The sequence below is a fragment of the Agromyces sp. GL_144 genome, assembly GCF_057834305.1.
This window is the reverse complement of record NZ_CM174399.1, coordinates 896,455-920,866: the sequence shown is the minus strand read 5'-3', so window position 1 is coordinate 920,866 and position 24,412 is coordinate 896,455. Positions and strand designations below refer to the sequence as shown.

The following is a 24,412-nucleotide window of genomic DNA, read 5'->3' as shown; positions in this document are numbered from 1 at the left end:
ATGATGCCGATGCGTGACGGGTCACGAACGCACGACGGAATCCTCGAGGGCACAGCCGCGGAACCGAGACCTCAGAACGGTGGAGCGTCGCCGGGTGACGCCTTCGACTGCCGGGGCACCTCGGACGGTGCTGATGGTGGTGGTGCTGATGGTGGTGGTACTGGTGGTGCTGCCGATTCGCCGGTTGGGATGTGGTGTTCGGGGTGTGTGGTGTGGGTGCTTCCGCCGGGTGAGGTCCATTCGAGGACGCCGCCGGCATGGTGTCGTACCGCCCAGGAGGTCTCGTGTTTGAGGTGGTGGTGTGCGGCGCAGAGGTGGGCGAGGTTGTCGAACGCGGTCGTGTTGCCGTACGCCCAGTCTTGGGTGTGATCGATCTCGCAGCGTGCGGCACTCCGGTTGCAGCCCGGGAATCGGCAGGACCGGTCGCGGACCTCGAGCCACCGCTTCAGGTCCGCCGGCGGGCGGTACCGGGTGCGGTCCACGTCGAGCACGGTACCGGTGACGGGGTGGGTCAGGATGCGGGTGAACGAGGGTGCGTGCGCTGCGAGGCCGCGGGCGGTGTCGTCATCGATGGGGCCGTACCCGTCGAGCACGGCCGATGCGACGGGCACATCGGCAACGGTGCGCGCAGCCGGGTCGGCGAGGAGAGTGAGCACCGGGACCGTGACGTGCACGCTCGGACGCACCGACGCGACCGCGCCGGCCAACGCCGCCCCGCACGGCAACGCCCCGTAGAGCAGCAGATCGCGCGCGGTATCGGCACGCACCTGATCGGGTGCGACGTGACCCGAAGCCGTGGAATATGCGACACCGGAAGCTTCGTCACCGGCCAACACGACCCGGGCCGTGCCGTCGAGACGGTCGGCGATCAGCGCGGCATCGGCCGCGGGCAACAGCAGGTGCAACCAGCTCATGCCGTCACGCGCCGGTTCGAGCTCGACCCGACGAGTCGCACGCGCCGCCCGATGCCGGTCGGCGAGGGACTCGGCCAGCAGCTCTTCACGAAGCGCTCGCGCCTTGCGTCGCAACGTCGCCGCCGACACCGTGACGGCCGCCTGCGCGAGACGCTCATCGAGGCGGGACAACACCCCGTGCTCGTCATCGACGCCGGCGGTCTGCTCGATGATGACCCGCGCATGCTGCAGCGACAGATCACCGGCCCGCATCGCCGCCAACGTCGCCGGCAACGACGTCGACAACGTCCACGCCTCATCGACCTGACGTTGCATGCTGCGCTCGGACACCCGCAACGCCGTCGCCAACTCCGCCACGACACTGCGGTGCGCCATCTCACGACGACGCGACCCCGACACCGACGACGCCACGAACACCGCCTCAGCCCGCAAAGCGTGACCCAGCGCGAGGAACATCAGATCCACCCGCATCGACGCCTGCATCGCCTCGACCCGCTGCGCCCCCACCACCGCATCCACCAGGCCCGCGAGCTGATCTTGCGCGAGGGCATACGGCGAACGCACCACCAGGCCAGCCGCCGATTCAGCCGCCGGTTCGGTCGCCGATTCAGCCGCCTCGCCAGCAACCTCGACGCCCTCAACGGACCGCGACGCATGCGCCGAATCACCACCGAGATGGGGTGCTGAACCGTCGCTTCGCATACCTCGATTCTAACGTGTCTCACCTCGAGTTTCGAACAAATGTTCGACTTGCGGAGACGGTGATCTCACCGTTGAAGATCGCCGCGACCGTCGGCCGCTCACGACGGGGCATCCGTTTCGCACTGCACTCGCAAGGCCGGCCGACCAGCCGACCAGACGCCCGAGCTCCCGGCCACTCGACCACCCGGCCACTCGGCCACGCCCCGGAGCGAACGCGGAAGCCCCCGCACCTCGGTCGAAGGACACCTCAGTCGAGGTGGAAGACCTCGGGGATCTCCATCCACCACTCGCCCTCGACGCGCTCGGCGAAGGGGCGCTGCAGCGGCTCGCATACCGACCACCAACGCTGCGTCTCGGTGTCGGCGGCGATCGCCGCCATGTCGGCCTCGAGATCGTCGCCGACGTACTCCATGTACGAGAACAGCACGTCGCCGTGGCGGTAGATCGAGTAGTTGCGCACGTTGCTCGCCGTGAGGCGCGCGAGCACCGCGGGCCAGACCTCGGCGTGCAGGCGCTCGTACTCCTCACGGTTCTCGGGAGGCAGGCCGATGACCGACGCGAGGCGTCTCACGCGCGCGCTCCCGCCGGCCGCGGACGCAGGTGCGAGACGCCGCCGTCGACATCGAGCGCCATGCCGGTCGTCGAGACCGAGCGCGGGTCCGCGAGGTAGGCGATCGCGACCGCGACCTCCTCGGGCGCGACCATCTTGCCCGTGGCCTGTCGGGCGTCGAGCGCCGCACGTTCGGCGACCGGGTCTGCGAAGCCCTGCAGCATCCGGTCGACGAAGGGGGTGTGCACCGTGCCGGGGCACACGCAGTTGACCCGGATGCCCTCGGCGACGTGGTCGGTCGCCATCGCGTAGGTGAGCGCGAGCACGGCGCCCTTCGACGCGGAGTAGAGGGCGCGCTGCGGCAGGCCGTTGAGCGCCGCGATCGACGAGACGTTGACGACGGATGCCGCATCCGAGCGTCGCAGCCACGGCAGCGCCGCGGCGGTGACCCGTGCCATGCCGATGACGTTGACGTCGAGCACGCGCGCCCACTCGGCGTCGTCGTTCTCGGCGACCGTGCCGACCGCGCTGATGCCGGCGTTGTTCACGACGATGTCGATGCCGCCGAGCCGCTCAGCGGCCGCGGCGACGGCCGCGTCGATCGAAGCCCGGTCCGTGACATCCGCCGTGAACCCGATGAGCGGGTCGGGCAGGCCGTCGAGGTTGCGATCGAGCACTGCGACGGTCGCGCCGCCCGCGACGAGCTCCTTCGCGGTCGCGAGCCCGATGCCCGATGCCCCGCCCGTGACGATCGCGACCAGGCCGTCGAACGGGCCGGCTCCGGAGAGCGCCCCGGCGCTCATGCCTGCACCAGCTTCTGGCTCGCGCGGCCGAGGCCGTCGATCTCGAGCTCGACGGTGTCGCCGGCCCGCAGGTACGGATTGCCCTCGAGTCCGAGCGCGACGCCCGCGGGGGTTCCGGTGTTGATGAGGTCGCCCGGGCGCAGCACCATGAACTGGCTGAGATACCAGATGACGTGCGCGACGGAGAAGAGCATGTCGGCCGTCGTGCCGTTCTGGCGGGTCTCGCCGTTGACCCAGAGCCGCAGGCCGAGCGCCTGCGGGTCGGCCACGTCGGACGCCGGCACCAGCACCGGTCCGAGCGGGTTGAACGTCTCGCAGCTCTTGCCCTTGTCCCACTGGCCGCCGCGCTCGAGCTGGAACTCGCGCTCCGAGACGTCGTGCGAGACCGCGTAGCCGGCGACATGCGCGAGCGCCTCGTCGGGCGATGCGAGGTAGCGCGCGGTCGTGCCGATGACGACGCCGAGCTCGACCTCCCAGTCGGTCTTCGTCGAGTTGCGCGGGATGAACACGTCGTCGAACGGGCCGACGACGGTCGAGGGGTCCTTCATGAAGACGACGGGTTCCTCGGGCAGTGCGGCGCCGGTCTCCTCCGCGTGATCGCGGTAGTTCAGGCCGATGCAGACGACCTTGCCGGGCGCCGCGATGGGCGCACCGACGCGCAGCCCCGTCGGGTCGAGCGACGGCAGCGTGTCGAGGGCGGCCGCGACGCGGGCGATTCCGTCGGCGGCGAAGAACGCGCCGTCGAAGTCGGCGGTCAGCGACCGCGCGTCGAGGGTGCGGGCACCGACCCGGACGACGGGCACCTCGTGCCCCGCATCGCCGAGACGCGCCAAGGTGAACTGGTCAGTCATTCAGGGAGCTCCGATTCAGAAGAGGGAAGGGAATAGAACCTGCGGGCGGTTCCCGCGAGGATGCCGGCGCGCTCGGCGTCGGCGAGTTCGGCGAAGAGCTCGGAGAGCCCCTGCCAGACGTGGACGTACCCGCCCGCGACGAGAGAGACGGGCCAGTCGCCGCCGTACATGAGCCGGTCGGGCCCGAAGACCGCGAGGGCGTGCTCGAACACCGGGCGCACCGAGTCGACCGTCCATGCCGCCGGGTCGCCCGCCGCGCCGTAGAGTCCCGAAACCTTGCCGTGCACGCGCGGGTTCTCGGCGACGCGGGCGATGAGCGAGGCCCACCGCTCGAACGCGTCGGGCGAATCGAGCCCGATCGGCGGCTTGTTCAGGTGGTCGAGCACGAGGTCGAGCTGCGGATGCCGCGACGAGATCTCGAGCACCGCTTCGAGGTGCTCGGGCAGCACGCCGACCACGTCGAACGGCACGCCCGCGGCGGCGAGCAGGCCGAGGCTCTCATCGACGTCGGGGCGCCGCAGCCAGCGCGGATCGGGCCGATCGTGGATGAGGTTGCGCACCCCGCAGAAGCCCGGCCGCTGCTGCAGCTCGGCCAGGCGCTCGGCCGCGCGGGCGGGTTCGTGCAACGGCACGTAGCCGACGACGCCCAGCACCTCGGGGTGGCGGCCGGCCACCTCGAACATGTGGTCGGTGTCGTCGTCGTTGTCGGCCGCCTGCACGAGCACGCTGCCCGTGACGCCCGACGCTGCGAACTCGGGCAGCGCCTCGGCCATCTCGAACGTGCGGTGCAGCACGCCGGCCTCGGGCGTGAGCCACGAGTACTCGGCGCGCTCGAGATCCCAGACGTGCTGGTGAGCGTCGATGATGTCGCTCATGCGACCTCCTTCAAAGATCTGATGAATTCAGCGGATGCCGCGGGGCCGTCGCCTAGGCTGTGGCCATGACGAGCGCGGACACCCCCGAAACCGGCCAGACGCGGTCGCGCGCCCAGGTCGTGATCGACGGCATCCGCCAGATGATCACGAGCGGCGAACTCGTCGCCGGCTCGCGCCTGCCGGTCGAGCGTGAACTCGGTGCGCGACTCGGCGTCTCGCGCGGCCCGCTGCGCGAGGGCGTGCGCGCCCTCGTGATCCTCGGAATCCTCGAGACGAGGCAGGGCGACGGCACCTACGTGACCTCGCTCGAGCCGGGCCGGCTGTTCGAACCGCTCGGCATGCTCGCCGAGCTGCAGAGCCCCGAGAACAACGTGCACCTGCTCGGCGTGCGCCGCGTGCTCGAGCCCGAGGCCGCCGCGCATGCGGCGCTGCGCATCAGTGACGACGACCTCGCCGAGGCCGGCCGCATCCTCGACCGGGGCGAGGCGCTGCTCACCGGCGAGCCGATCGACCTCGAGGGCGCGATCGACGTCGACACCGACTTCCACCGGCTCATCGCGACGGCGAGCGGCAACCCCGCCTTCGCGGCCATCATCGACGCCCTCGTGAGCCGAACCGCCCGCGCGCGCCTGTGGCGTGCGATCCATCAGCAGGACGCCGTGCACTCGACCCAGCAGGAGCACCGCGCCATCCTCGCCGCGCTCGCGGCCCACGACCCCGACCGGGCCCGCATCCGCATGATGGTGCACGTGCTGGGCGTCGAGGAGTACACGGCCGCCCACCTCGACGAGTCGGCCCCCGAGATCGCCGACACCGGAAGCGCGCCGGCGGGCGAGGCCGCCGGCATCTGAGGCCTGCGGCATCCGCTCGTCATGCATCGCGCAGCAGCCCGCGCTCGGCCAGCGTCGACCAGAGCTCGTCGGGCACGTCGGCCGCCTGTCGCTCGATCGTCTGCTCGACCTGGTCGGCCGTGCGCATGCCCACGACGACCGAGACGACGGCCGGATGCCGCAGCGCGAACGCGATCGCGGCCTCCGGCAGGGTCACGCCGAACGACTCGCACACGTCGGCGATGGCGTTGGCGCGCGCGATGATCTCGGCCGGGGCCTGCTCGTAGTTGTAGCGCGCATCGGCGGGCGGGCGGGGAAGGGACAACAGGCCGGAGTTGTAGACGCCGGCCGCGACGATGCCGACGCCGCGCTCCGCGGCCGCGGGCAGCAGGTCGTCGAGGGCACCCTGCTCGAGCAGGGTGTAGCGCCCGGCGAGCATGATGAGGTCGATGTCGTGCCGCAGCACGAACCGGGTCGGCATGGCCGACTGGTTCATGCCGGCGCCGACGGCGCGCACGACGCCCTCGTCACGCAGCTCGATGAGCGCGGGGATGGCCTCGGCGTGCGCCTCGGGCCCGTAGGCGTCGGGGTCGTGCAGGTAGGCGATGTCGATGCGGTCGAGGCCGAGGCGCACGAGGCTCTCGTCGACCGAGCGTCGGATGCCGTCGCGGCTGAGGTCGAACCGGCGGCGCACGTCGGCGGGCACGTCGAAGCCCTCGTCGTCGCGCGCGCTGCCGTCGTAGGACTCGTTCGGCACGAGGAGGCGGCCGACCTTGGTCGAGAGCACGTATTCATCGCGCGGGTACGCCGACAGTGCGGCGCCGAGCCGGCGTTCCGAGAGACCGAGGCCGTAGTGCGGCGCCGTGTCGAAGTATCGGATGCCGCGGTCGTAGGCCGTCGCGACGGCGGCCGCCGCCTCGTCGTCGGTCGTGACGTGGGCGAGGTTGCCGAGCTGCGCGGCGCCGAAGCCGAGTTCGGTCAGCGACAGGCCGGATCGCAGCGTGCGACTCTTCATCGAGTTTCCTCCAGGCGTGGGAACGGGGTGCCTAAAGGTTAGATGATTCTGACGCCGGATGCCACGTGGGAGCAGAATTCGCCCGTGATCTCAGTCGATTGATCTGTTCAATCCGACGTGAGCAGCCCTCGCGCGGCGAGGGAGCGGTACAGCGCGTCGATGCCGAACGTCCACGGCTCGGCCTCCGCGGTCGAGCGCACGCGGTTCACGAGCGCACCGAGTCGGGGCTCGGCGATGCGCACGAGGTCGCCGTCGTGGTGGGTGAAGCCGTGACCGGGCTCGTCGCGGTCCTCGACCGGCGCGAACATCGTGCCGAGGTAGAGCGCGAACCCGTCGGGGTAGCGATGATGCTCGCCGACGACCTGGCCGACGAGGTCGACCGGATCGCGGCTGATGCGCGCGAGCTCGCTCGTGCCCTCGAGGCGGAACCCGTCGGCGCCGTCGATCGTGAGCGACACGACGGCCCGGCGCAGGTCGTCGAGCGCATAGCCGTCGTCGAACAGGCGGATGAACGGCCCGACCGCGGCCGAGGCGTTGTTGTCCTTCGCCTTGCCGAGCAGCAGCGCGCTGCGGCCCTCGACGTCGCGCAGGTTCACGTCGTTGCCGAGGCTCGCGCCCACGACGCGCCCGTCGGCGGCGACGATGAGCACGATCTCGGGCTCGGGGTTGTTCCACTGCGACGCCGGATGCACGCCGACGTCGACGTTCGTGCCGACCGTCGCGAGCACGGGCGCCTTGGTGAACACCTCGGCGTCGGGCCCGATGCCGACCTCGAGGTACTGGCTCCACCACCCGCGCTCGAGGAGCAGCGCCTTGAGCGCGGCCGCCTCCGCGGACCCCGGCTTCAACTCGTCGAGGCTGCCGCCGATGGCGGCCAGGATGTCGCCGCGGATCACGGCCGCGGCATCCTGGTCGCCTCGCGCCCGCTCCTCGATGACGCGCTCGAGCATCGACACCGGGAACGTCACGCCCGCGGCCTTCACCACGTGCAGGTCGATCGGCGAGAGCAGCCACGGCCGCGAGGCATCCCTCGACTCCGGCGGGGTGTTCGCGACGACCTCGTCGAGCCTTCCGATGCGCTCGCCCGCACCGCCCTGCAGTGCTCGGGTGAGAGCAGCAGCGGGATCGGATGCCTCGGTGAGGGCGCGCATCGTGGGGAAGGCGCGCGACACGTCGACCAGGTCGCCGCCGCGCACCGCGACGACGGCGGGTCCGGCGGCGGCCGGGCCGGCAGCAACAGACGCACTCGCGACGCCCGGCGGAAGCCACGCACGACCGACGAGGGTCGCGACGTCGGCATCGATGGGCAGCAGGTCTCGTGCGTCGGGCCAGGTCATGCTGCCATCGTGGCACCGTCGGCCGTCGGTGAAGAACCGAACCGGTCAGTCGACGAGCGCCCCCGCGGTGAGGTTCGACACCACGCCCGTGAGCGACGCCGCCCGATCGGATGCCGCGAACGCGAGGTACTCCGCGACCTCGTCGACTTCGGGCAGGCGCCCGAGCAGGGTCGACGAGGCGAGCGAGTCCCACCAGTCCTCGATCGCGATGCCGCTCGACTCGGCGATGCGGCCGAACATGCCGGCGGTGTACGACCCCGAGGCATCCGACAGCAGCCCTCGGTGTGCAGTCGCACGGCCTCGGCGTCGGGCAGCCGTTCGTGGCGCACCTCGACGATCGTCGCGTCGCCGTCGGGCTCGAAGCTCACCGCACGACCGAGTCCGACGCGTGCGTCGCATGCGAGCGCCAGCTGAACTCGAGCAGGCGCGGCCGGTCGATCACGAGGTAGGTGCCCGCGTGCACGAACTCGCCCGACGGGTCGTGCATCGTGATCGTGAACGACCCGCCGACGCGCGGGTCGGCGACGGCGGTCGACGGGCCGCTGCCATCGCGTCGCATCCACACGGCGAGCGCGGCCGGGTCGAGCCAGGCGTCGAAGAGCCGGTCTGCGGATGCCGCGATGCGGCGACTCACCGTGACGACGGCGCTCATCGCGCTTCACCCTCGTGTTCGGGGTCGGCGCCTGCCGGCGCCTCGTCGTCGGCACCGGTCGGCTCGTCGTCGAGCACGAACGCCTCGAGCGCCTCGGCCCGGAGCGAGAGCACGTGGTCGCGCCCGCGAACCTCGCGGCGCAATCCAGGACGTCAACGGCCGGATCTACAGCGCCGCGCCCACGACCGCCTCGCCGAGCGGCGTGCGCAGGTGCAGCACGCTCGCGCCGTCGCGCCGGCTCGCGATGAGTCCACTCCCCCGGAGCACGGTGAGGTGGTGCGAGGCCGTGGAGATCGCGAGCCCGGCATCGGCGGCGACCTGCGAGGTCGTTCGCTCGACATGCGCCTCGAGCAGGATGTGCGCCCGCGCCGGCCCGAGCAGCGCACCCAGCGCCTCGGCCGCCGAACCCGGATCCCGCGCCCAGGTCTCGGTCACGCCCTGCGCCGGGTAGAACACGGTCGGCTGCGCGGGCGGTTCGGTGAGCACCGAGCAACCGGCCGCCGAGGTCATGACCGATGGCACGAGCACGAGCCCGCTGCCCCGGCAGTCGAGCGCTTCACGGTGCAGGCGCAGCTCGACGCGCACCGCATCGTCGCTCCAGCTCACCGTGCGATGCAGCGATCCGACCATGCCCGCGAGCCCCTCGGTCGTCATGCGCCTGGCCCGCACGGCGATGTCGGCACGGAGGATGCGCTCCAGCTGCACCCAGACCGGCGCGAGCACCGCCTGCCACATCGCCTCGAACGCGTCGGCGAGCATCGCGCGGGCCCGCAGCGGGTCGTCGAGCATGCGCTGGATCGCGCGCTGCCTCGCGCCCGTGGACCGCAGCACCATCTTCGCCAGGTCGACGCGCATGAGATCCGGCGAGACGTCCCGCAGGCGCGCGAACTCGTCGGCCGGCTGCATGTCCCAGGTCGGCGTCGCGGTGAAGAAGTCGGGGAAGTACCCCTCGGCCCCGATCACCGTCGCGAGCAGATCGAACGGCTGCTGCGGCATCCGGGATCGCACGCTGCGCAGCCACCCCCACTGCAGCGGATGCTCCTCGGGCCGCTGCAGCACCCGCATCGCGTTGGCGAGCTCGTGCCCCGGAGAGACGCCGAACCTGATCGCCGAGATGTCTCCCGGCGCGAGTCGGAACTCGACGAAGTTTCGATCCACATCGAAACACTAACGCGAGCGGATGCCTCGGGGCGAGCCTGTTCTCACACCGTCGTTCTCACCGCGACCTCGACTCAGGAGGAACCTCATGATCGCGTCTTCGACGCCGGCCGAGATCACCCTCGCGCCGACGACCGACCCGACTGCAGCGCCCGGACTCGTGCACGCCGCCGACCTGCTCATCAACGCCACGAGCCGCACCCGCCGCTTCGTCGGCGCCGAGCACGGGGCGGGCATCTCGTACTTCTTCGTCGACTACGACAACGGCCAGGGCACCGACCTGCACTGGCACCCGTACCCCGAGACCTGGGTCGTGCTCGAGGGCGAGGCGACGATCACGATCGGCGACCGGCAGGTGACCGCCGGCGCCGGCGACACGGCGACCGTGCCGACCAGCGTCTGGCACCGGTTCGTCAACGACGGGACGGCGCGACTGAAGATGCTGTGCATCCACGCCTCGCCCGTCATCATCCAGACGTGGGCCGACTGAGCGCCCTCACCGCCTCCCGCTCCTCATCAGTCTCCCGCTCCCCATCAGAAGGACACCGACATGACGTTCCAGGCGTATCTCGACAACATCGAGGCGAAGACCGGCATCACGCCGCGCAGGTTCATCGAGCTCGCGCATGAGCAGGGCTTCGACGAGACCACGAAGGCGACGCCCATCGTCGCCTGGCTCAAGGCCGACTACGGCCTCGGCCAGGGGCACGCGATGGCGCTCGTGCACGTCATCACGAAGGGCCCGCAGATCAGCGACAAGCACGTCGGCACGGGCACCGCGCACAGCGATCCGAGCAACCTGCTCTGGCTCGACGGGGCGGCGACGAACCCGAATCGGTAGGGCGGGGTTCCGCCGGGCCGCCGAGCCGCCGACCGTGTGCCTGCAGCCAATTCAGGATGGCGGGGGCGCATTGCGGCGTGTCGCACGGCGACACGCCGCGTGACACGTCGCCGGTCCTGAGTCGCGCGCGCGAACGAGGTCGTTCGACGACCGTCTGTCCACGCGGGTGCCCGCGCCTCAGGCGTGCACGCCGAACACCATCGCGACCGACATCGCGACGAGCATGCCGCCGCCGAGCAGGATGCCGACGAGACCCGACGAACCCGCGGAGCCGGTCGACGCCATCGAGTCCCGGCCTCGTCGCGGCATCCGCGCCCTGAACCGGAGCCACGCCCAGCCGAAAGTGAGCGCGAGGGCGGCGAGACCGGTCAGGACCCGCGACGACCCCGCGTGGGCGTGGGAACCGGCGAACGCCGGCAGCACGAGCGGGAGCGCCACGATCGCCGCCATCGCGAAGGGGTCGAGCATCGCGTGCGGGGCGACGCCGGCGCGACGGGCCAGCGCGGCCGCGATGCCCGCCCACGCGAGCAGCAGCAGGGCCGCCGCAGCGCTCCGCAGCGCCGAGTGGCCGGGCAGCATCGCCCAGAGCATGATGCCGGCCATGCCGACGTGAGAGGCGACCCGGCGCACCCGGCGCAGTCGGCGCTGCCGCCCCACGAGCGGCCGCGGCAGGGTCGGCCATCGCAGGTCCACCCGTGGGCGCGCACGCCCCAGCGGCCGGGTCGCGGTGGTCACCTCACGCGGTCCAGCGCGTCTTCGCGTTCACGAACTCGCGAATGCCGAACTCGCCGAGCTCCCGCCCGTAGCCCGAGTCCTTCACGCCGCCGAACGGCAGCCCGAAGAACGAGGCGCTGTTGCCGTTCGCGAACACGCCGCCGAACTCCAGCTCCGACTGCAGACGGGCGATCTCGCCCTCGTCGCTCGTCCAGACGCTCGCGGCGAGCCCGAAGTCGGAGTCGTTCGCCGCGTCGATCGCCTCCTCGATCGACGAGACCCGGTAGACGGATGCCACGGGGCCGAAGCACTCCTCGCGGAAGATGCGCATCTCGGACGTGACGCCGGTGAGCACCGTCGGCGGGTAGAAGAAGCCCGGGCCGTCGGGCAGCACGCCGCCGGTGTGCACCTGCACGCCCTTCGCCACGGCGTCGGCCACGAGCTCGTGCGCCTCGGCGCGCACGCTCGCGGTCGCCATCGGGCCGATGCCCGTGGCGGCGTCGAACGGGTCGCCGTAGGCGGTCGCCGACATCCTGGCGACGAAGGCCTCGAACCACGCGTCGTAGACGTCGGCGTGCACGTAGAACCGCTTCGCGCAGATGCAGGACTGCCCACTGTTCTGGGTGCGCGAATTCGCGCCGAACTCGGCCGACCGCGCGACATCCGCCGTCGGCATGACGATGAAGGCGTCGGTGCCGCCGAGCTCGAGCACGCTCTTCTTGAGGTTGCGGCCGGCCGCCTCGGCGACCGCGGCCCCGGCGCCGGTCGAACCCGTGAGCGTGACCGCGCGGATGCGGCGGTCGGCGATGAGCTCGGAGGCCGCGGCGCCCTCGATGAGCAGCGTCTGGAACGCGCCGACGGGGAACCCGGCACGCTCGAAGAGCTCGCCCAGGTAGATCGCCGTCTGCGGCACGCTCGAGGCGTGCTTCAACAGCCCCGTGTTGCCGGCCATCAGCGCGGGCGCGGCGAACCGGATGACCTGCCAGAACGGGTAGTTCCACGGCATGACCGCGAGGATCGTGCCGATGGGCTGGAACACGACGTCGGCGGCGCTCGCCCCGACCGAGGCGGCGGGCACCGGCGTCTCGGCCGCGAGGTACGCCTCGGCGTGCTCGGCGTACCAGCGCATGCCGTTGGCCGACTTCGTCACCTCGTACTTCGCGGTGCCGATGGTCTTGCCCATCTCGCGGGACGCGAGCCCGGCGGCGAGCTCGAGGTCGGCGTCGAGCAGGTCGGCGGCGCGACGCATCCATTCGGCGCGCTGCGCGAAGGTCGTGCCGCGAAGCGCAGCGTTCGCGTCGGCGGCGCGGGCGAGGATGCCCTCGACCTCGTCGGGCGTGTGGGCGGCGAACTCGCGCTCGACCTCGCCGGTCGTGGGGTTGATGGTTGCGATGGTCATGGGTGCTCCAAACGGATCGTCGGTCGGATGTGGGAACGGAAGCGGGCGGCTACTTGCCGTAGCCCTTGCTGAGGCCCGCGATGTACTGCCGGGAGAACACGGCGAAGAGGATCACGAGGGGCACGGCGCCGATCGTGAGCGCGGCCAGCAGGGCGGGATAGTCGCTCTGGAACTGGCCGACGAACTGCTGTACGCCGAGCGTGACGGTCTGGTTCTCTTTGCCGGGGGCGAGGATCAGCGGGAACCAGAGGTCGTTCCAGACGGGCAGCATCGTGATCGACGCGACGGCCGCGATGCCCACCCGCACGAGCGGCAGGGTGATGCCGAGCGTGCGCCACTCCCCCGCGCCGTCCATGCGCGCCGCCTCCTTGAGCTCGGTCGGCACGGCGCGGAAGTACGTGGTCATCAGCGCGATCGCGAGCGGCAGCTGCATCGCGGTGTACACGAGGATCAGCGCGGTGAGGGTGTCCATGATGCCCCAGGCGATCATCGTCTTCAGCAGCGGCACCGTGCCGAGCCTGATCGGCAGCATGATGCCGACGACGAAGAAGCCCGCGATGAGCGGCGCGATGCGCACCTTGTACTCGACGAGCGCCCACGCGGCGAGGGTTCCGAGCACGATCGTGAGCACGATCGTGGCGACGGTCACGATGAGGCTGTTCTGGTAGTTCAACAGGAAGTTGCCGCGGGAGAACAGGTTCAGGTAGCCCTGCACGCTGAAGGTCTCGGCATCGGGCAGTGAGAACGGCGCACCGAAGATGCCCGGCGTCGTCTTGAAGGAGTTCATGACGATGATCAGCACGGGCACGACCGCGCAGAGGGCCATCACGATGAGCACACCGTGCAGCGAGACATCCGCGAGCCGGTCGGCGGGCCGCTTGCGGCGGCGTTCGGGCACCGCGCTGCGCGGCGACCCGGTTCGAGCGGATGCCGCAGCGGTCGCGATCGCCGCGGAGGTCGTGTTCTCGTCGAGCGTGGTCATGATGCGCTCCTAGAGCTCGTAGGTCTTCAGCCGGCGCTGGAGGACCCAGAAGTACGCGGCGGTCGTGGCGAGGATGATGAAGAAGATGACCGACGCCACCGTGGCGCCGAGGTCGAGGTCGGCGACCTGCCCGCTCGACCCGAAGAACGAGCGGTAGAAGAAGGTGCCGAGGATGTCGGTCGAGTAGTTCGGGCCCGGTGCGCTGCCGTTGAGGGCGTAGACGATGTCGAACCCGTTGAACGTCCAGATGTACGTGAGGATCGTGATGAGCCCGAACTGCGGTGCGATGAGCGGGAACTTGATACGCCAGAAGGTCGTCCACCCGCCGGCCCCGTCGATGCGCGAGGCCTCGACGACATCGTCGGGGATCGCGAGCAGGGCCGTGTAGAGGAACACCATCGGGATGCCGATGTACTGCCACACCGACATGAGCGAGATCGTCGGCAGTGCCGTCGCCTCGGTGCCCAGCAGCGGGAACTCGACGAGACCCCAGAGCGGGTTGATGATCAGGCGCCACATGAACCCGACGATCACGACCGAGAGCGTGGCCGGAATGAAGAGCAGGGTGCGGTAGAGGCCGACCGACCGGCGCAGGCGCCCCGAGGTGAGCAGCGCCGCCATGAGGAGGGCGATGGGCAGTTCGACGATGAGGTGGATCGCGAAGAACTCGACGTTGTTCACGAGCGCGTTCCAGAACCGCTCGCTCGTGGTCGGGTTCGTGAACAGCTCGACGTAGTTGCCGAGGCCGACGAACGCGCTCTCCGCGCCGCTCGAGTCGAAGAAGCTGAGCACGACCGAGCTGATGAGCGGGTACACCGAGAAGGCGACGTACACGATGAGCGCCGGAAGCACGAACATCGCGAGCAATCGGTACCGGGATGCGGTTCGGATCATGCCTGACTTTCCTCTGTTCGACGAGCGGGGGTGGCCGGGGCGGGCGCGAGCCCGCCCCGGCGTGCCGCTATTGGGCGGCGGGCGTGTACCAGGAGTCGAGCCCGGCCTGCAGCTCGGCGGTGGCGTCCTCGGGCGAGAGGCCCGTGTTGTACATCAGCTGGGCGACGCGCCAGATCTCGTCGTCGAGCGGCGGCTGGCCGGCGCTCAGGCGGTCGAGGGCGAGGCGCGACGTGAGCTCGGCGCCCTCCTTGAGGTCGGCGAACTCCTGCGCGAGCTCGTTGTCGTAGGTCACCGGCTCGCTGCCCATCGAGAAGAAGCCGGGCAGCTTGTTCACGTACAGCTGCTGGAACTCGGGGGTGCCGAGCCACTCGAGGAACTCGGTCGCCGCCTCCTTCTGCGTGCCCGCGGCGTTCAGGCCGAAGGCCATGTCGGCCATCTCCTGCTGGTAGCGCTGGTCGCCTGCGGCGGCGGGCGGCGCACCGAACACGCCGACGTCGAGCCCGGTCGACGTGACCTGGGGGATCTGCCATGAGCCGTCCGGCAGGATCGCGGCCCGGCCGAGGTTGAAGAGCTGGGTCATGTCCTCGTAGGAGATCGACTCGTAGCCGTTCGGCAGGTAGTCCTTGAACTCGTCGAAGACCGTGAAGCCCTCGACGAAGTCGGGATCGGTCAGCTTCTTCGTGCCGTCGATGAGGCCGAGGCGGCCGTCTTCGCCCTTCCAGTAGTTGGGGCCGACCTGGTAGAGCATGTTGTAGGCGAGCTGCCAGCCGTCGGCCGTGCCGAGCGCGAGCGGCTCATACGTTCCGTCGTCCTTCACCTTCTCGAGCAGGTCGATGAACTCGGCCTGGGTCTCGGGCACCTCGAGGCCGAGCTCGTCGAAGATCGCCTTGTTGTAGAAGAAGCCGGCGAGCACCGACGCCACCGGGACGCAGTACGGCGTGCCGTCGTCGCCCTCCCACGCGGCGAGCGCGGATTCGGGGAAGGTGCCGATGGCGTCGAGGTCGGTCAGCGGGTCGAAGTAGCCCTGCTCGATCCACGAGCGGTTCACGTCGAAGGGCCGGCACATGATGACGTCGGGGCCGGTGCCACCCTCGATCTGCGACTGGATGGCCGCGTTGTAGTCGTTCGTGTCGACCGGTGCGTACTCGACGGCGATGTCGGGGTGGCTCGCCTCGAACGCGGGGATGATGTCGGCCTCCCACATGGCGGCGTCCTCGGTGCGCCAGGTACCGAGCACGATGGTGGTCTTGTCCTCGTCGCCTGCACCGGAGGCGCACCCGGCGAGCCCGAGTGCGACGGCGGTGACGGCGAGTGCGGCGAGCGGAGCGAGTTTCGAACGCATGGTTCCTTCTCTCTTGATGGGTGTCGCTCGATCAGGGGGACCGCGTTCGAGGTGCTGCCCTCCGGTGCGCGGTGGTGGTCAGCATAGCCATGTATTCATGAGGTAGCAAGAGGTATCTTTCAAGACCGATGATTGTGCACTGTTGTCTCATCTGGTAGAAATTGGTATGCCAGCGGTTTACCTCTGGCTCACTCAGGTTTGGAGATCTCGTGATTCGTGTGGGCATCCTCGGCTCCGGCTTCATCGCCGACTGCTATGCGGACTCGCTGCTCGATGTGCGCGAGGCCGAGCTCGCGGCGAACTTCTCGCGCGACCCTGCTCGAGCCGCCGCCTTCGCCGAGCGGTGGAGCAGTCCGGCCGCGTACACCGACCTCGCGGAGCTCTGCGACGACCCGTCGATCGACCTCGTCGTGATCGCCCTGCCGAACGAGGCGCATGTCGAAGCGGTGCGCATCGCGGCCGCGGCCGGCAAGGGCGTGATCTGCACGAAGCCGCTCGCGCGCACCGGCGCGGAGGCCGCCGAGATCCTCCGCATCGTGAACGAGGCCGGCGTCTGGCACGGCTATGCGGAGAGCTCGGTGTTCTCGCCGAACATCCAGAAGGCGCACGAGATGGTGCAGGCGGGCGGCATCGGCGAGCTGCTCACGATGCGTGCCCGCGAGGCGCACTCCGGCCCGCACGCCGCCCACTTCTGGGACGCCGACACCGCGGGTGGCGGCGCCCTCCTCGACATGGGCTGCCACACCGTCGAGTCGGCCCGGCACTTCTTCGGCAAGGACAATGCCGTCGTGGAGGCATTCGCCTGGGGCGGCACCCTCCTCCACACCGACAAGACCACCGGCGAGGACACCGCCGTCGCGCTCCTGAAGTTCACCGGCGGCCAGCTCGCGATCATCGAGTCCTCCTGGGCCGAGCAGGGCGGCATGCAACTGCGCCACGAGTTCACCGGCAGCGCGGGGCGCCTCGTCACCGACTCGTCCGTCAGTCCCGTGTGGGGCTTCATCACGCAGCCCGTCGGCTACCTCGTCGAGAAGGCCGACGTCGACACCGGCTGGGTGCATCCCGTGCCGGAGGAGACCCGCGCCTACGGCTTCTCCCAGCAGATGCGGCACTTCGTGCAGCGGTTCGCCGCCGGCGAGACCCCACTCGAGACCTTCGAAGACGGCTGGGTCGTCAACTGCGTCCTCGACGCGTGCTACCGCGCGATGCGCTCCGGCACGTGGGAGAAGGTCCGACTCGAGCCATGAACCTCGCCCACGAGACGCCCGCCCTGCTGGGCGGCGACCACCCCGGACCGCTGTGGTCCCGCATCTCCGACGCGATCTCGTCGGAGATCGCCGAGGGGCGCTATCCGGTCGGCGCGAGGCTGCCGGCCGAACGCGAACTCTGCGCGCAGCTCGACGTGTCGCGCGTGACGCTGCGACGCGCCCTGCAGCACCTCGTGCAGCTCGGCACCCTCACCTCGCAGCAGGGGCGCGGATGGTTCGTCGCCGGCGCCGATCGCGGCGACTGGCCGGCGAGCCTCGAGTCGTTCAGCGAGACCGCGTCTCGACTCGCGCTCACCCCGAGCTCCTCGGTCGTCGCCGCCGAGCGCGAACTCGCGACCATCGACGACGCCGAGGTGCTCTCGATCGCCCCCGGCACCCCCGTTCTGCGCATCAAGCGGGTGCGCCGCCTCGATGGGGTCGCGACCGCACTCGACACCGCCCTCGTGCCCGAGTCCGTCGCCCCCGACCTGCTCGAGCTCGACTTCAGCACCGCGAGCCTGTACACCGCGCTCGCCGATCGCGACGCCAGGGTGCATCGCGCGGACTCGGTGCTCGAGGCACGACCGGCCGACGACGAGGCGAGCGCCGCGCTCGGCATCGCGCCCGGCTCGCCGATGCTCGTGATCCGCGAGGTCGTGTACGACGAGCACGGTCGCGCGGTGCTGCTCTCGGTCGTCGAGTACGCCGGCGACCGCTACCGCCTGCGCACCACGTTCGCGAGGAGCGCCTGATGCCCACGCAGACCACCCGGACCACGCCCACCCAGCCGACCAACGATGCGCCGACCGCCCGGCGAGAGGGAGACACCATGACCGCGCACCCCGAGAGCATGCCGCGCATGCTCGAGACCCTGCGAGTCGACGAGATCGCGACGAATCGCGCAGTGCTCGAGCGCGAGGGACTCGTGACCGCCGACACGCATTTCTCCTACGTCGGCCTGCTCGAGCCCGACAAGCGCGACCTCTTCGCCGGGCGACCGGCCACCAGGCGCGTGCGGTCCTTCCTCATCGACATGCGCACGGGTCGTTCGCACGACGTCGTCGTCGACCCGGCGGCCGACCGTCTGGAGTCGGCGCGCGAGCTCGACCTCGACGTCGACGGCGCCGTGCCCGTGGTGCTCCGCGAGTTCTCGTACGTCGAAGAGGTCGTGCACCGCGATGAACGGTGGCTGGCGGCGATGGCCAGGCGAGGACTCACGGATGTCTCGAAGCTGCGGGTCAACCCCCTGTCGGCCGGCGTGCTCGCCGACACCGAACGCGGTCGCCGCATCCAGCGCTGCTTCACGTTCGTGCAGCACACCCCCGAAGATCTCGGCTGGGCGCACCCGGTCGACGGCGTGACCGTCATGGTCGACGTGGTCACCGGCGACGTGCTCGACGTCGTCGACCACATCGCGCTCCCCGTGCCCGAAGAAGAAGGCAACTACCACCTGCCCTCCTGGCGCGGACCCGACCGCCGGGGACTCAAGCCCATCGAGATCAGTCAGCCAGAGGGCCCGAGCTTCACGATCGACGAGCACGGCGTGCTCGACTGGGCCGGCTGGCACCTGCAGGTCGGCTTCGACCAGCGCGAGGGCCTCGTGCTGCACGACATCGGCATCGACGACGACGGGGTCACCCGGCCGGTGGTCTACCGCGCGTCGATCGCCGAGATGGTCGTGCCCTACGGCGACCCGAGCCCGCAGCGCTGGTTCCAGAACTTCTTCGACGGCGGCGAATACCTCTTCGGCGGCTTCGCGAACTCCCTCGAGCTGGGCTGCGACTGCGTCGGCGACATCACCTACCTCGACGCGATCGTCGCCGGCAACGACGGCGCGCCCAAGGTGATCCCGCAGGCCATCTGCATCCACGAGGAGGATGCAGGGGTGCTCTGGAAGCATTCCGACAACTGGAACGGCTCGTCCGAGACGCGACGCAACCGACGGCTCGTCGTCAGCTTCTTCATGACCGTCGGCAACTACGACTACGGCTTCTACTGGTACTTCGGCCTCGACGGCACGATCGAATTCGAGATCAAGGCGACCGGCATCGTCTTCACCTCGTCCTACCCCGGTGCCGGGTACCCGTGGGCGACCGAGGTCGCGCCCGGCCTCGGCGCACCCAACCACCAGCACCTCTTCAGCGCCCGGCTCGACATGATGGTCGACGGCCACCTGAACACCGTCGACGAGGTCGACGCGGTCGCGGTGCCGAGGGGCCCGGGCAATGAGAGCGGCACGGGCTTCACGCAGACCTTCACGAGGCTCACGACCGAGCTCGATGCGCAACGCGAGGCCGACAACAAGCGTGGACGCGTGTGGCTGATCGGCAGCGCCGAGGCGAGGAACCGACTCGGTCGACCCACCGCGTGGACCCTGTTCCCCGAGGGAGGCCCGCTGCTGCTCGCCGACGCCGACTCCGACATCGCCAAGCGCGCGGCCTATACGACGAAGCACCTCTGGGTCACCCCGTACGAGCCGGCCGAGGCGTACCCCGCCGGAGACTTCGTGAACCTGCACCGGGGCGGTGCCGGCCTGCCGGAGTGGACCGCGGCCGATCGGCCGATCGACGGCGTCGACCTCGTCGTGTGGCACACGTTCGGACTCACGCACTTCCCACGGGTCGAGGACTGGCCGATCATGCCGGTCGACACGACGGGCTTCGTGCTCAAGCCGCACGGGTTCTTCGGACGCAATCCGTCGCTCGACATCCCCGCGACCGATCACTGCTCACCGGCGGGGCACGACGCGCATGACCACAACGACCACGCGGGGCACGACCACGATCATGCCGGGCATGCGCCCGGCCACGACCACCACTGATACACGAGCAACGAGGAACCTGTGGACGGATACATCAGCTTCGCCGAAGCCACGGCCGGTCAGGCCGACGCGCTCGAGGCGCTCATCCCGCGTCTCGATGCGCAACTGACGTCGCTCCGCGGAGCCGGCGCACTCTCCGGCCCTGCGCCGGTGCTCCTCGGCATCGGCGCGAGCCTCGCCGCCGCGGCGCCCGCGGTCTGGCACCTGCGCGCACGCGGTATCGGGGCGTGGCGACTCGGCGCGGGCGACACCCCGCTGCCGCTGACGACCGGCGACCACCCCGTGCTCGGCATCTCGCAGAGCGGCCGCAGCTCCGAGACGATCGCCGCGCTGCAGACCGTCGACCCGCCGCTCAGGTACGGCGTCGTGAACACGACGCCGTCACCGCTCGCCGACCTCGCGGGCCGGCTCATCGAGCTCGGCAACGTGCCCGACAGCTACGCGTCGACGATCGGATACACGGCGACGGTGTCCGCGCTGTCGATGTTCGCCGAGGCATGGAACGGAGGCACGGTGGATCCCGGTTGGCACGGGCTCGCCGCCGTGTTCCGTCGTGCAGGGTCGGAGTCGGAGTTCGCGGACGCGCTCGACACGGCGGCGGCGAGCTTCGCAGGGGCATCCAGCGCCGACTTCGTCGGTGCAGGGCCGTCCGCGGGCTCCGCCGAGGCGGGCGCCCTGCTCTTCCGCGAGGCCGCGCGCATCCCGTCGACGGCGATGGGCACGAGGCAGTACCTCCACGGATCGATGGAGTCGGCGGGCGACAGCGTGCATGTGCTGTTCGGCGGCGACCGCGAGGCCCTCGTCGGGCGCATGCTCGCCGATGCCGGACACGCCGTGGTGCTCGTCACCGAAGAGGAGTTCGAGGCGGTGGACCGGCTCGCGATCATCCGCCTGCCGCGCAGTTCCGATACGGCCAGGGCGGTGCTCGAGGCACTCGTGATGCAGGGACTCGTGCATCGAGCCGCCCGCCTGCGAGGCGTCGACATCGAGGAGTTCGTCTTCCACAATGACGACACCAAGATCGAGACGGGCGACGGAGCCGCATGAGCGGCCTGCGGGTGGGGCTCGACATCGGCGGCACCAAGACCGCATTGAGAGCCGCGGATGCCTCGGGCACGATCGTGTCCGACGTCATCATCCCGTCGGGCGAATGGGATGCGGAGCCGGTGCACCGGTCGGCAGGCGTCATCCGCCGCCTGCTGGCGCACGCACTCCCCGGTGCCGAGATCCACGCGCTGGCCGTCGGAGCGCAGGGACTCGACAACGTCGAGGTCGCCCGCGCGCTCGAGGTCGAGCTGGCCGCGGTCGGCTTCGCACAGGTGACCTGCGTGAACGATGCCGCGCTCCTCGTGCCGGCCGCGGGGCTCGACGAGGGGCTCGGGCTCATCGCGGGCACCGGCGCGATCGGGGTCGGGCGCACCGCCGATGGCCGCGAGTTCGTCACCGGGGGCTGGGGCTGGGTGATCGGCGACGAGGCCGGCGCGGCCGGGCTCGTCCGGGAGGCGACGAGGGCGGCGCTGCTCGCCCATGACGACGGACGGCCCGACGACGGCCTGCTCGGTGCGCTCCTGGTCGCGTTCGAGGTCGCCGACGCGGAACGGCTCGCCCGCTCGGTCAACGACGAACCGACGATGGCGAACTGGGCGCCGCGCGCGCCCGCGGTGTTCGCCGCGGCCGATGCCGGCTCGGCGCTCGCGGCCGCCGTCGTGGACGCCGGCGCCGAACACCTGGCACACCTCGTCGACCAGCTGCTGAAGCGCGGCGCCCTCGGGCGACACGTCGTCGCCGGAGGCAGCGTCATCGCCGGGCAGGCACGCCTCGCCGACGGACTGCGCGAGCGGCTCGCCTCGAGACATCCGGAGCTGGAGCTCCGCATCCTCAGGGAGCCCCCGGTGGCCGGCGCACTGCTGCTCGCGCAACGACTCGGCTGATTTCCGCCGTTTTCAATACCACCCTGTACCAATTTGTCCTTGAGGTATATGCTCCGGTAAACGGTTTCCAAGCGATGCATCCGCACCGCGCCGACCTCGAGAGAGGAACCCGATGAGCGCACTCGACACCGCAGGCCCCCGGCTTCGCCGGAGCCTCGGCACACCCGCCCTGCTGCTGTTCGGTCTCGCCTACATGCTGCCCCTCGCGGTCTTCACGACGTACGGTCTCGTCACCGAGATCACCGACGGCCACCTCGCGGGTGCCTACGTGCTCACGACCGTCGTGATGCTGTTCACCGCCTACAGCTACGCGAACATGGTGCGCGCCTATCCCGTCGCCGGGTCGGCGTACACGTACACGCAGCGCACCTTCGGCTCGCATCTCGGGTTCCTCACCGGATGGACGCTGCTGCTCGACTACCTCGCACTCCCCCTGCTCAACTACCTCGTCATCGGCATCTACCTGAACGCGGCCTTCCCGGCGATTCCCGCCTGGGTGTTCATCGTGGCCTCGGTCCTGCTCGTGACCGTGCTGAACGTCGTCGGCGTGCTGCTCGTGTCGAGCGTGAACCTCGCGCTGGTCGGCGTGCAGCTGATCTTCCTGGTCGTGTTCATCGCGACCGGGGTGTCGTTCCTCGGCGGACAGACTGAGGCCGTCGACGTGTTCGGCCCGCTCTTCGACGGCGACGCCTCGATCGGATCGCTCGCGAGCGGCGCCGCGGTGCTCGCCCTCGCCTTCCTCGGCTTCGATGCGGTCTCGACGCTCTCCGAGGAGGCCAAGGACCCGAAGCGCTCGATCCCCAGGGCCATCCTGCTCTGCACACTCGTCGGCGGCCTGCTGTTCACGATCACGGCGTTCGTCGCCGGGCTCGTCTTCCCCGACTACCAGAACTTCACCGACCTCGACTCGGCCGCCCTCGACGTGATGACCCGCATCGGCGGCGCCGCCCTGTTCACCTTCTTCACGGCTGCCTACATCGCGGGTTCCTTCGCCTCGGCGATCACCTCGCAGGCCTCGGTCGCCCGCATCCTCTTCGCGATGGGCCGTGACGGGCAGTTGCCCAAGCGAGTGTTCGCGACGCTGCACGACCGCTTCCGCACCCCGTGGATCGCGATCATGATCGTCGGCGCGGTCGGTCTCGTCGGAGCGCTCTTCCTTCCGCTCGACATCGCCGCCTCGGTCATCAGTTTCGGCGCGCTCGTCGCGTTCAGCTTCGTGAACCTCGCCGTCGTCAAGCACTACCTCATCGACCGCAAGGAGCGCGGTGCGCGCGCCGTGCTCACGTTCGGCGTCGCTCCGATCATCGGGTTCGCGCTCACCGTGTGGCTCTGGACGAGCCTCACCCAGACCACGCTCATCGCCGGCGCCGTGTGGGTGCTCATCGGAGTCGTGCTCCTGGCGGTGCTGACCCGCGGCTTCCGCAGGCGGCCGCCCGTGATGGACTTCACCGAGGAGGACCCGGCCGAGCCCGCCGATGCGGTCGCGATCGACCGCGACCCGGCACCGCTCTGATCCGGCTCATGGACCGACGGCCGGGCGCCTGCTGCAGCGCCCGGCCGTCGCCGTCGCCACCGTCGCGCTCGACGCCCCCGCGAGATCAGCGCCCGCGCGCGAAGACGGTGCGCAGCCGATAGCGCTCGCCCACGTAGCGGATCGTCGAGAGCAGCAGCGCGCGTCCGTCGCCTCCGTGCACGAGCTGGCGCATGACGAGCAGCGGCTTGCCGGGCTCGAGGTCGAGCGCCGCAGCCGACTGCGCGTCGGCCGCGCGAGCCTCGATCGTGCTGTCGGCACGGTCGGGGGCGGCGCCGGCACGCTCGAGTTCGTCGTACAGCGAGCCGTGCGCGAAGTCCACCGACTCGGCATCGGGCAGCACCGACGCCGGCACGATCGTCGTGTCGAGCGCGGTCGGCACGTCCTCGAGCAAGCGGATGCGATCGAGGTGGAACACCGGCGTTCCCGGCGCGATCGACAGCGCCTCGGCCTCGTCGAGGTCGGCGGGCGAGACCTCGGCGCGGATGACGCGCGACGATGCGCGCAGTCCCATCTTGCGTGCGGTCTCGGTGAACGACTCGAGGTTGTTCGGCCACTCCTTCGCGACCTTCGCGGATGCCACGTACCACCCGCGCCCGTGGGATGACGCGAGCACGCCGTCGTCGACGAGCTGGAGCAGCGCCTTGCGCAGGGTCACCCGACTGATGCCGAGCTGCTGGCAGAGCTCGCGTTCCGGCGGCAGGCGCATGCCCTCGGCGAGCCGGCCGGCGGCGATCTCGGCATTGATGAGGTTGACCGCCTGGATCCAGAGCGGCTCGGGATAATCCGACCGGATCGGCGAATCGGTCGCGCCCTGGTCCGCCACGGGGTCCCCCTCTGGTCTCGATCAATACCAGTCAGTACCGTACACGACCACTCCGGCCGTGCAAGGGCTCCGCGCCGCTGCGCCACGCCCCGCAGATGGCGCCAGACAAAACGAATACCAGCATTGACCACATATAGTCCGACGTGTACCATCGCACTCAATGCGCCGGCGTCGGCCCGGCCGAGATGGAGGCGAAT

Annotated in this window: 26 protein-coding genes; 9 read left to right on the top strand and 17 right to left on the bottom strand. The window is 70.4% G+C overall.

Annotation, left to right across the window (positions count from 1 at the left end; genetic code table 11):
• Nucleotides 1-71: 71 nt before the first annotated feature.
• From AC3IPY_RS04050 to AC3IPY_RS04030, 5 genes are all read right to left on the bottom strand, one after another.
• The gene (locus tag AC3IPY_RS04050; protein ID WP_489186852.1) at nt 72-1,616 is read right to left on the bottom strand and encodes an HNH endonuclease signature motif containing protein; all 1,545 of its coding nucleotides are present in this window, start codon (nt 1,614-1,616) and stop codon (nt 72-74) included.
• Nucleotides 1,617-1,863: 247 nt separating this feature from the next.
• Nucleotides 1,864-2,187, bottom strand: a complete 324-nt coding sequence (locus tag AC3IPY_RS04045; RefSeq protein ID WP_489186851.1) for an L-rhamnose mutarotase — start codon at nt 2,185-2,187, stop codon at nt 1,864-1,866.
• A complete protein-coding gene (locus AC3IPY_RS04040; protein WP_489186850.1) occupies nt 2,184-2,969 on the bottom strand; it encodes an SDR family NAD(P)-dependent oxidoreductase in 786 nt (261 codons plus the stop codon). The genes AC3IPY_RS04045 and AC3IPY_RS04040 overlap by 4 nt, the downstream gene beginning before the upstream one ends.
• Entirely contained in the window at nt 2,966-3,820 is an 855-nt protein-coding gene (locus AC3IPY_RS04035; RefSeq protein WP_489186849.1) for a fumarylacetoacetate hydrolase family protein, read from the bottom strand. The genes AC3IPY_RS04040 and AC3IPY_RS04035 overlap by 4 nt, the downstream gene beginning before the upstream one ends.
• The gene (locus tag AC3IPY_RS04030; RefSeq protein WP_489186848.1) at nt 3,817-4,695 is read right to left on the bottom strand and encodes an amidohydrolase family protein; all 879 of its coding nucleotides are present in this window, start codon (nt 4,693-4,695) and stop codon (nt 3,817-3,819) included. The genes AC3IPY_RS04035 and AC3IPY_RS04030 overlap by 4 nt, the downstream gene beginning before the upstream one ends.
• A gap of 65 nt (nt 4,696-4,760) precedes the next feature.
• On the opposite strand from AC3IPY_RS04030, the gene AC3IPY_RS04025 reads away from it, so the two are divergent.
• The gene (locus tag AC3IPY_RS04025; protein ID WP_489186847.1) at nt 4,761-5,546 is read left to right on the top strand and encodes a FadR/GntR family transcriptional regulator; all 786 of its coding nucleotides are present in this window, start codon (nt 4,761-4,763) and stop codon (nt 5,544-5,546) included.
• A gap of 19 nt (nt 5,547-5,565) precedes the next feature.
• Here AC3IPY_RS04025 and AC3IPY_RS04020 read toward each other — a convergent pair whose 3' ends face one another.
• The 6 genes from AC3IPY_RS04020 to AC3IPY_RS03995 all read right to left on the bottom strand — a co-directional run bounded on the left by AC3IPY_RS04020 (nt 5,566) and on the right by AC3IPY_RS03995 (nt 9,687).
• Nucleotides 5,566-6,540, bottom strand: coding sequence for an aldo/keto reductase (locus AC3IPY_RS04020; protein ID WP_489186846.1), 975 nt, complete (start codon nt 6,538-6,540; stop codon nt 5,566-5,568).
• Nucleotides 6,541-6,647: 107 nt separating this feature from the next.
• Nucleotides 6,648-7,877 carry a fumarylacetoacetate hydrolase family protein gene (locus AC3IPY_RS04015; RefSeq protein ID WP_489186845.1) on the bottom strand — a complete coding sequence of 410 codons (1,230 nt, stop codon included), beginning with the start codon at nt 7,875-7,877 and terminating at the stop codon, nt 6,648-6,650.
• A gap of 45 nt (nt 7,878-7,922) precedes the next feature.
• Nucleotides 7,923-8,117, bottom strand: coding sequence for a hypothetical protein (locus AC3IPY_RS04010; protein WP_489186844.1), 195 nt, complete (start codon nt 8,115-8,117; stop codon nt 7,923-7,925).
• 124 nt (nt 8,118-8,241) lie between these two features.
• Nucleotides 8,242-8,529 (bottom strand): SRPBCC family protein, encoded by a 288-nt coding sequence (locus AC3IPY_RS04005; protein ID WP_489186843.1) that lies wholly within the window; start codon nt 8,527-8,529, stop codon nt 8,242-8,244.
• Entirely contained in the window at nt 8,526-8,672 is a 147-nt protein-coding gene (locus AC3IPY_RS04000; protein WP_489186841.1) for a hypothetical protein, read from the bottom strand. The genes AC3IPY_RS04005 and AC3IPY_RS04000 overlap by 4 nt, the downstream gene beginning before the upstream one ends.
• 22 nt (nt 8,673-8,694) lie before the next feature.
• Nucleotides 8,695-9,687 (bottom strand): ArsR/SmtB family transcription factor, encoded by a 993-nt coding sequence (locus AC3IPY_RS03995; RefSeq protein WP_489186840.1) that lies wholly within the window; start codon nt 9,685-9,687, stop codon nt 8,695-8,697.
• Nucleotides 9,688-9,775: 88 nt separating this feature from the next.
• On the opposite strand from AC3IPY_RS03995, the gene AC3IPY_RS03990 reads away from it, so the two are divergent.
• Both AC3IPY_RS03990 and AC3IPY_RS03985 read left to right on the top strand, forming a co-directional pair.
• On the top strand, nt 9,776-10,177 hold the full coding sequence (locus tag AC3IPY_RS03990; RefSeq protein ID WP_489186838.1) for a cupin domain-containing protein: 402 nt from the start codon (nt 9,776-9,778) through the stop codon (nt 10,175-10,177).
• Nucleotides 10,178-10,237: 60 nt separating this feature from the next.
• Nucleotides 10,238-10,528, top strand: a complete 291-nt coding sequence (locus AC3IPY_RS03985) for a DUF4287 domain-containing protein (RefSeq protein ID WP_489186836.1) — start codon at nt 10,238-10,240, stop codon at nt 10,526-10,528.
• A 177-nt stretch (nt 10,529-10,705) separates the two neighbouring features.
• Here the strand turns inward: AC3IPY_RS03985 and AC3IPY_RS03980 are convergent, their stop codons facing one another.
• The 5 genes from AC3IPY_RS03980 to AC3IPY_RS03960 form a co-directional block, all read right to left on the bottom strand.
• The gene (locus tag AC3IPY_RS03980) at nt 10,706-11,263 is read right to left on the bottom strand and encodes a hypothetical protein (RefSeq protein ID WP_489186834.1); all 558 of its coding nucleotides are present in this window, start codon (nt 11,261-11,263) and stop codon (nt 10,706-10,708) included.
• 1 nt (nt 11,264) lies between these two features.
• Entirely contained in the window at nt 11,265-12,641 is a 1,377-nt protein-coding gene (locus AC3IPY_RS03975; RefSeq protein ID WP_489186832.1) for an aldehyde dehydrogenase family protein, read from the bottom strand.
• 49 nt (nt 12,642-12,690) lie between these two features.
• Entirely contained in the window at nt 12,691-13,623 is a 933-nt protein-coding gene (locus AC3IPY_RS03970) for a carbohydrate ABC transporter permease (RefSeq protein ID WP_489186831.1), read from the bottom strand.
• 9 nt (nt 13,624-13,632) lie between these two features.
• The gene (locus AC3IPY_RS03965) at nt 13,633-14,517 is read right to left on the bottom strand and encodes a carbohydrate ABC transporter permease (protein WP_489186829.1); all 885 of its coding nucleotides are present in this window, start codon (nt 14,515-14,517) and stop codon (nt 13,633-13,635) included.
• A gap of 67 nt (nt 14,518-14,584) precedes the next feature.
• A complete protein-coding gene (locus AC3IPY_RS03960; RefSeq protein ID WP_489186828.1) occupies nt 14,585-15,859 on the bottom strand; it encodes an ABC transporter substrate-binding protein in 1,275 nt (424 codons plus the stop codon).
• Between the two features lie 209 nt (nt 15,860-16,068).
• On the opposite strand from AC3IPY_RS03960, the gene AC3IPY_RS03955 reads away from it, so the two are divergent.
• From AC3IPY_RS03955 to AC3IPY_RS03930, 6 genes are all read left to right on the top strand, one after another.
• Entirely contained in the window at nt 16,069-17,106 is a 1,038-nt protein-coding gene (locus AC3IPY_RS03955; protein ID WP_489186827.1) for a Gfo/Idh/MocA family protein, read from the top strand.
• Nucleotides 17,103-17,858 (top strand): GntR family transcriptional regulator, encoded by a 756-nt coding sequence (locus tag AC3IPY_RS03950; RefSeq protein ID WP_489186825.1) that lies wholly within the window; start codon nt 17,103-17,105, stop codon nt 17,856-17,858. Before AC3IPY_RS03955 ends, AC3IPY_RS03950 begins: the two co-directional genes overlap by 4 nt.
• Entirely contained in the window at nt 17,858-19,927 is a 2,070-nt protein-coding gene (locus tag AC3IPY_RS03945) for a primary-amine oxidase (protein ID WP_489186823.1), read from the top strand. The genes AC3IPY_RS03950 and AC3IPY_RS03945 overlap by 1 nt, the downstream gene beginning before the upstream one ends.
• Nucleotides 19,928-19,948: 21 nt before the next feature.
• Nucleotides 19,949-20,974 carry an SIS domain-containing protein gene (locus AC3IPY_RS03940; protein WP_489186822.1) on the top strand — a complete coding sequence of 342 codons (1,026 nt, stop codon included), beginning with the start codon at nt 19,949-19,951 and terminating at the stop codon, nt 20,972-20,974.
• On the top strand, nt 20,971-21,858 hold the full coding sequence (locus AC3IPY_RS03935; RefSeq protein ID WP_489186821.1) for an N-acetylglucosamine kinase: 888 nt from the start codon (nt 20,971-20,973) through the stop codon (nt 21,856-21,858). Before AC3IPY_RS03940 ends, AC3IPY_RS03935 begins: the two co-directional genes overlap by 4 nt.
• 112 nt (nt 21,859-21,970) lie before the next feature.
• Nucleotides 21,971-23,371: an APC family permease gene (locus AC3IPY_RS03930; protein WP_489186819.1), complete on the top strand. Its 1,401-nt coding sequence runs from the start codon at nt 21,971-21,973 to the stop codon at nt 23,369-23,371.
• 85 nt (nt 23,372-23,456) lie between these two features.
• Here the strand turns inward: AC3IPY_RS03930 and AC3IPY_RS03925 are convergent, their stop codons facing one another.
• Entirely contained in the window at nt 23,457-24,215 is a 759-nt protein-coding gene (locus AC3IPY_RS03925) for a GntR family transcriptional regulator (RefSeq protein ID WP_489186818.1), read from the bottom strand.
• Between the last annotated feature and the right edge of the window lie 197 nt (nt 24,216-24,412).

Bases quoted from the DNA above. Each gene is read 5' to 3' on its own strand.
- AC3IPY_RS04050 (WP_489186852.1), bottom strand. From the start codon at position 1,616: ATGCGAAGCGACGGTTCAGCACCCCATCTCGGTGGTGATTCGGCGCAT.
- AC3IPY_RS04040 (WP_489186850.1), bottom strand. From the start codon at position 2,969: ATGAGCGCCGGGGCGCTCTCCGGAGCCGGCCCGTTCGACGGCCTGGTC.
- AC3IPY_RS04035 (WP_489186849.1), bottom strand. From the start codon at position 3,820: ATGACTGACCAGTTCACCTTGGCGCGTCTCGGCGATGCGGGGCACGAG.
- AC3IPY_RS04030 (WP_489186848.1), bottom strand. From the start codon at position 4,695: ATGAGCGACATCATCGACGCTCACCAGCACGTCTGGGATCTCGAGCGC.
- AC3IPY_RS04025 (WP_489186847.1), top strand. From the start codon at position 4,761: ATGACGAGCGCGGACACCCCCGAAACCGGCCAGACGCGGTCGCGCGCC.
- AC3IPY_RS04020 (WP_489186846.1), bottom strand. From the start codon at position 6,540: ATGAAGAGTCGCACGCTGCGATCCGGCCTGTCGCTGACCGAACTCGGC.
- AC3IPY_RS04015 (WP_489186845.1), bottom strand. From the start codon at position 7,877: ATGACCTGGCCCGACGCACGAGACCTGCTGCCCATCGATGCCGACGTC.
- AC3IPY_RS04010 (WP_489186844.1), bottom strand. From the start codon at position 8,117: ATGTTCGGCCGCATCGCCGAGTCGAGCGGCATCGCGATCGAGGACTGG.
- AC3IPY_RS04005 (WP_489186843.1), bottom strand. From the start codon at position 8,529: ATGAGCGCCGTCGTCACGGTGAGTCGCCGCATCGCGGCATCCGCAGAC.
- AC3IPY_RS03990 (WP_489186838.1), top strand. From the start codon at position 9,776: ATGATCGCGTCTTCGACGCCGGCCGAGATCACCCTCGCGCCGACGACC.
- AC3IPY_RS03985 (WP_489186836.1), top strand. From the start codon at position 10,238: ATGACGTTCCAGGCGTATCTCGACAACATCGAGGCGAAGACCGGCATC.
- AC3IPY_RS03975 (WP_489186832.1), bottom strand. From the start codon at position 12,641: ATGACCATCGCAACCATCAACCCCACGACCGGCGAGGTCGAGCGCGAG.
- AC3IPY_RS03970 (WP_489186831.1), bottom strand. From the start codon at position 13,623: ATGACCACGCTCGACGAGAACACGACCTCCGCGGCGATCGCGACCGCT.
- AC3IPY_RS03965 (WP_489186829.1), bottom strand. From the start codon at position 14,517: ATGATCCGAACCGCATCCCGGTACCGATTGCTCGCGATGTTCGTGCTT.
- AC3IPY_RS03960 (WP_489186828.1), bottom strand. From the start codon at position 15,859: ATGCGTTCGAAACTCGCTCCGCTCGCCGCACTCGCCGTCACCGCCGTC.
- AC3IPY_RS03950 (WP_489186825.1), top strand. From the start codon at position 17,103: ATGAACCTCGCCCACGAGACGCCCGCCCTGCTGGGCGGCGACCACCCC.
- AC3IPY_RS03945 (WP_489186823.1), top strand. From the start codon at position 17,858: ATGCCCACGCAGACCACCCGGACCACGCCCACCCAGCCGACCAACGAT.
- AC3IPY_RS03935 (WP_489186821.1), top strand. From the start codon at position 20,971: ATGAGCGGCCTGCGGGTGGGGCTCGACATCGGCGGCACCAAGACCGCA.
- AC3IPY_RS03930 (WP_489186819.1), top strand. From the start codon at position 21,971: ATGAGCGCACTCGACACCGCAGGCCCCCGGCTTCGCCGGAGCCTCGGC.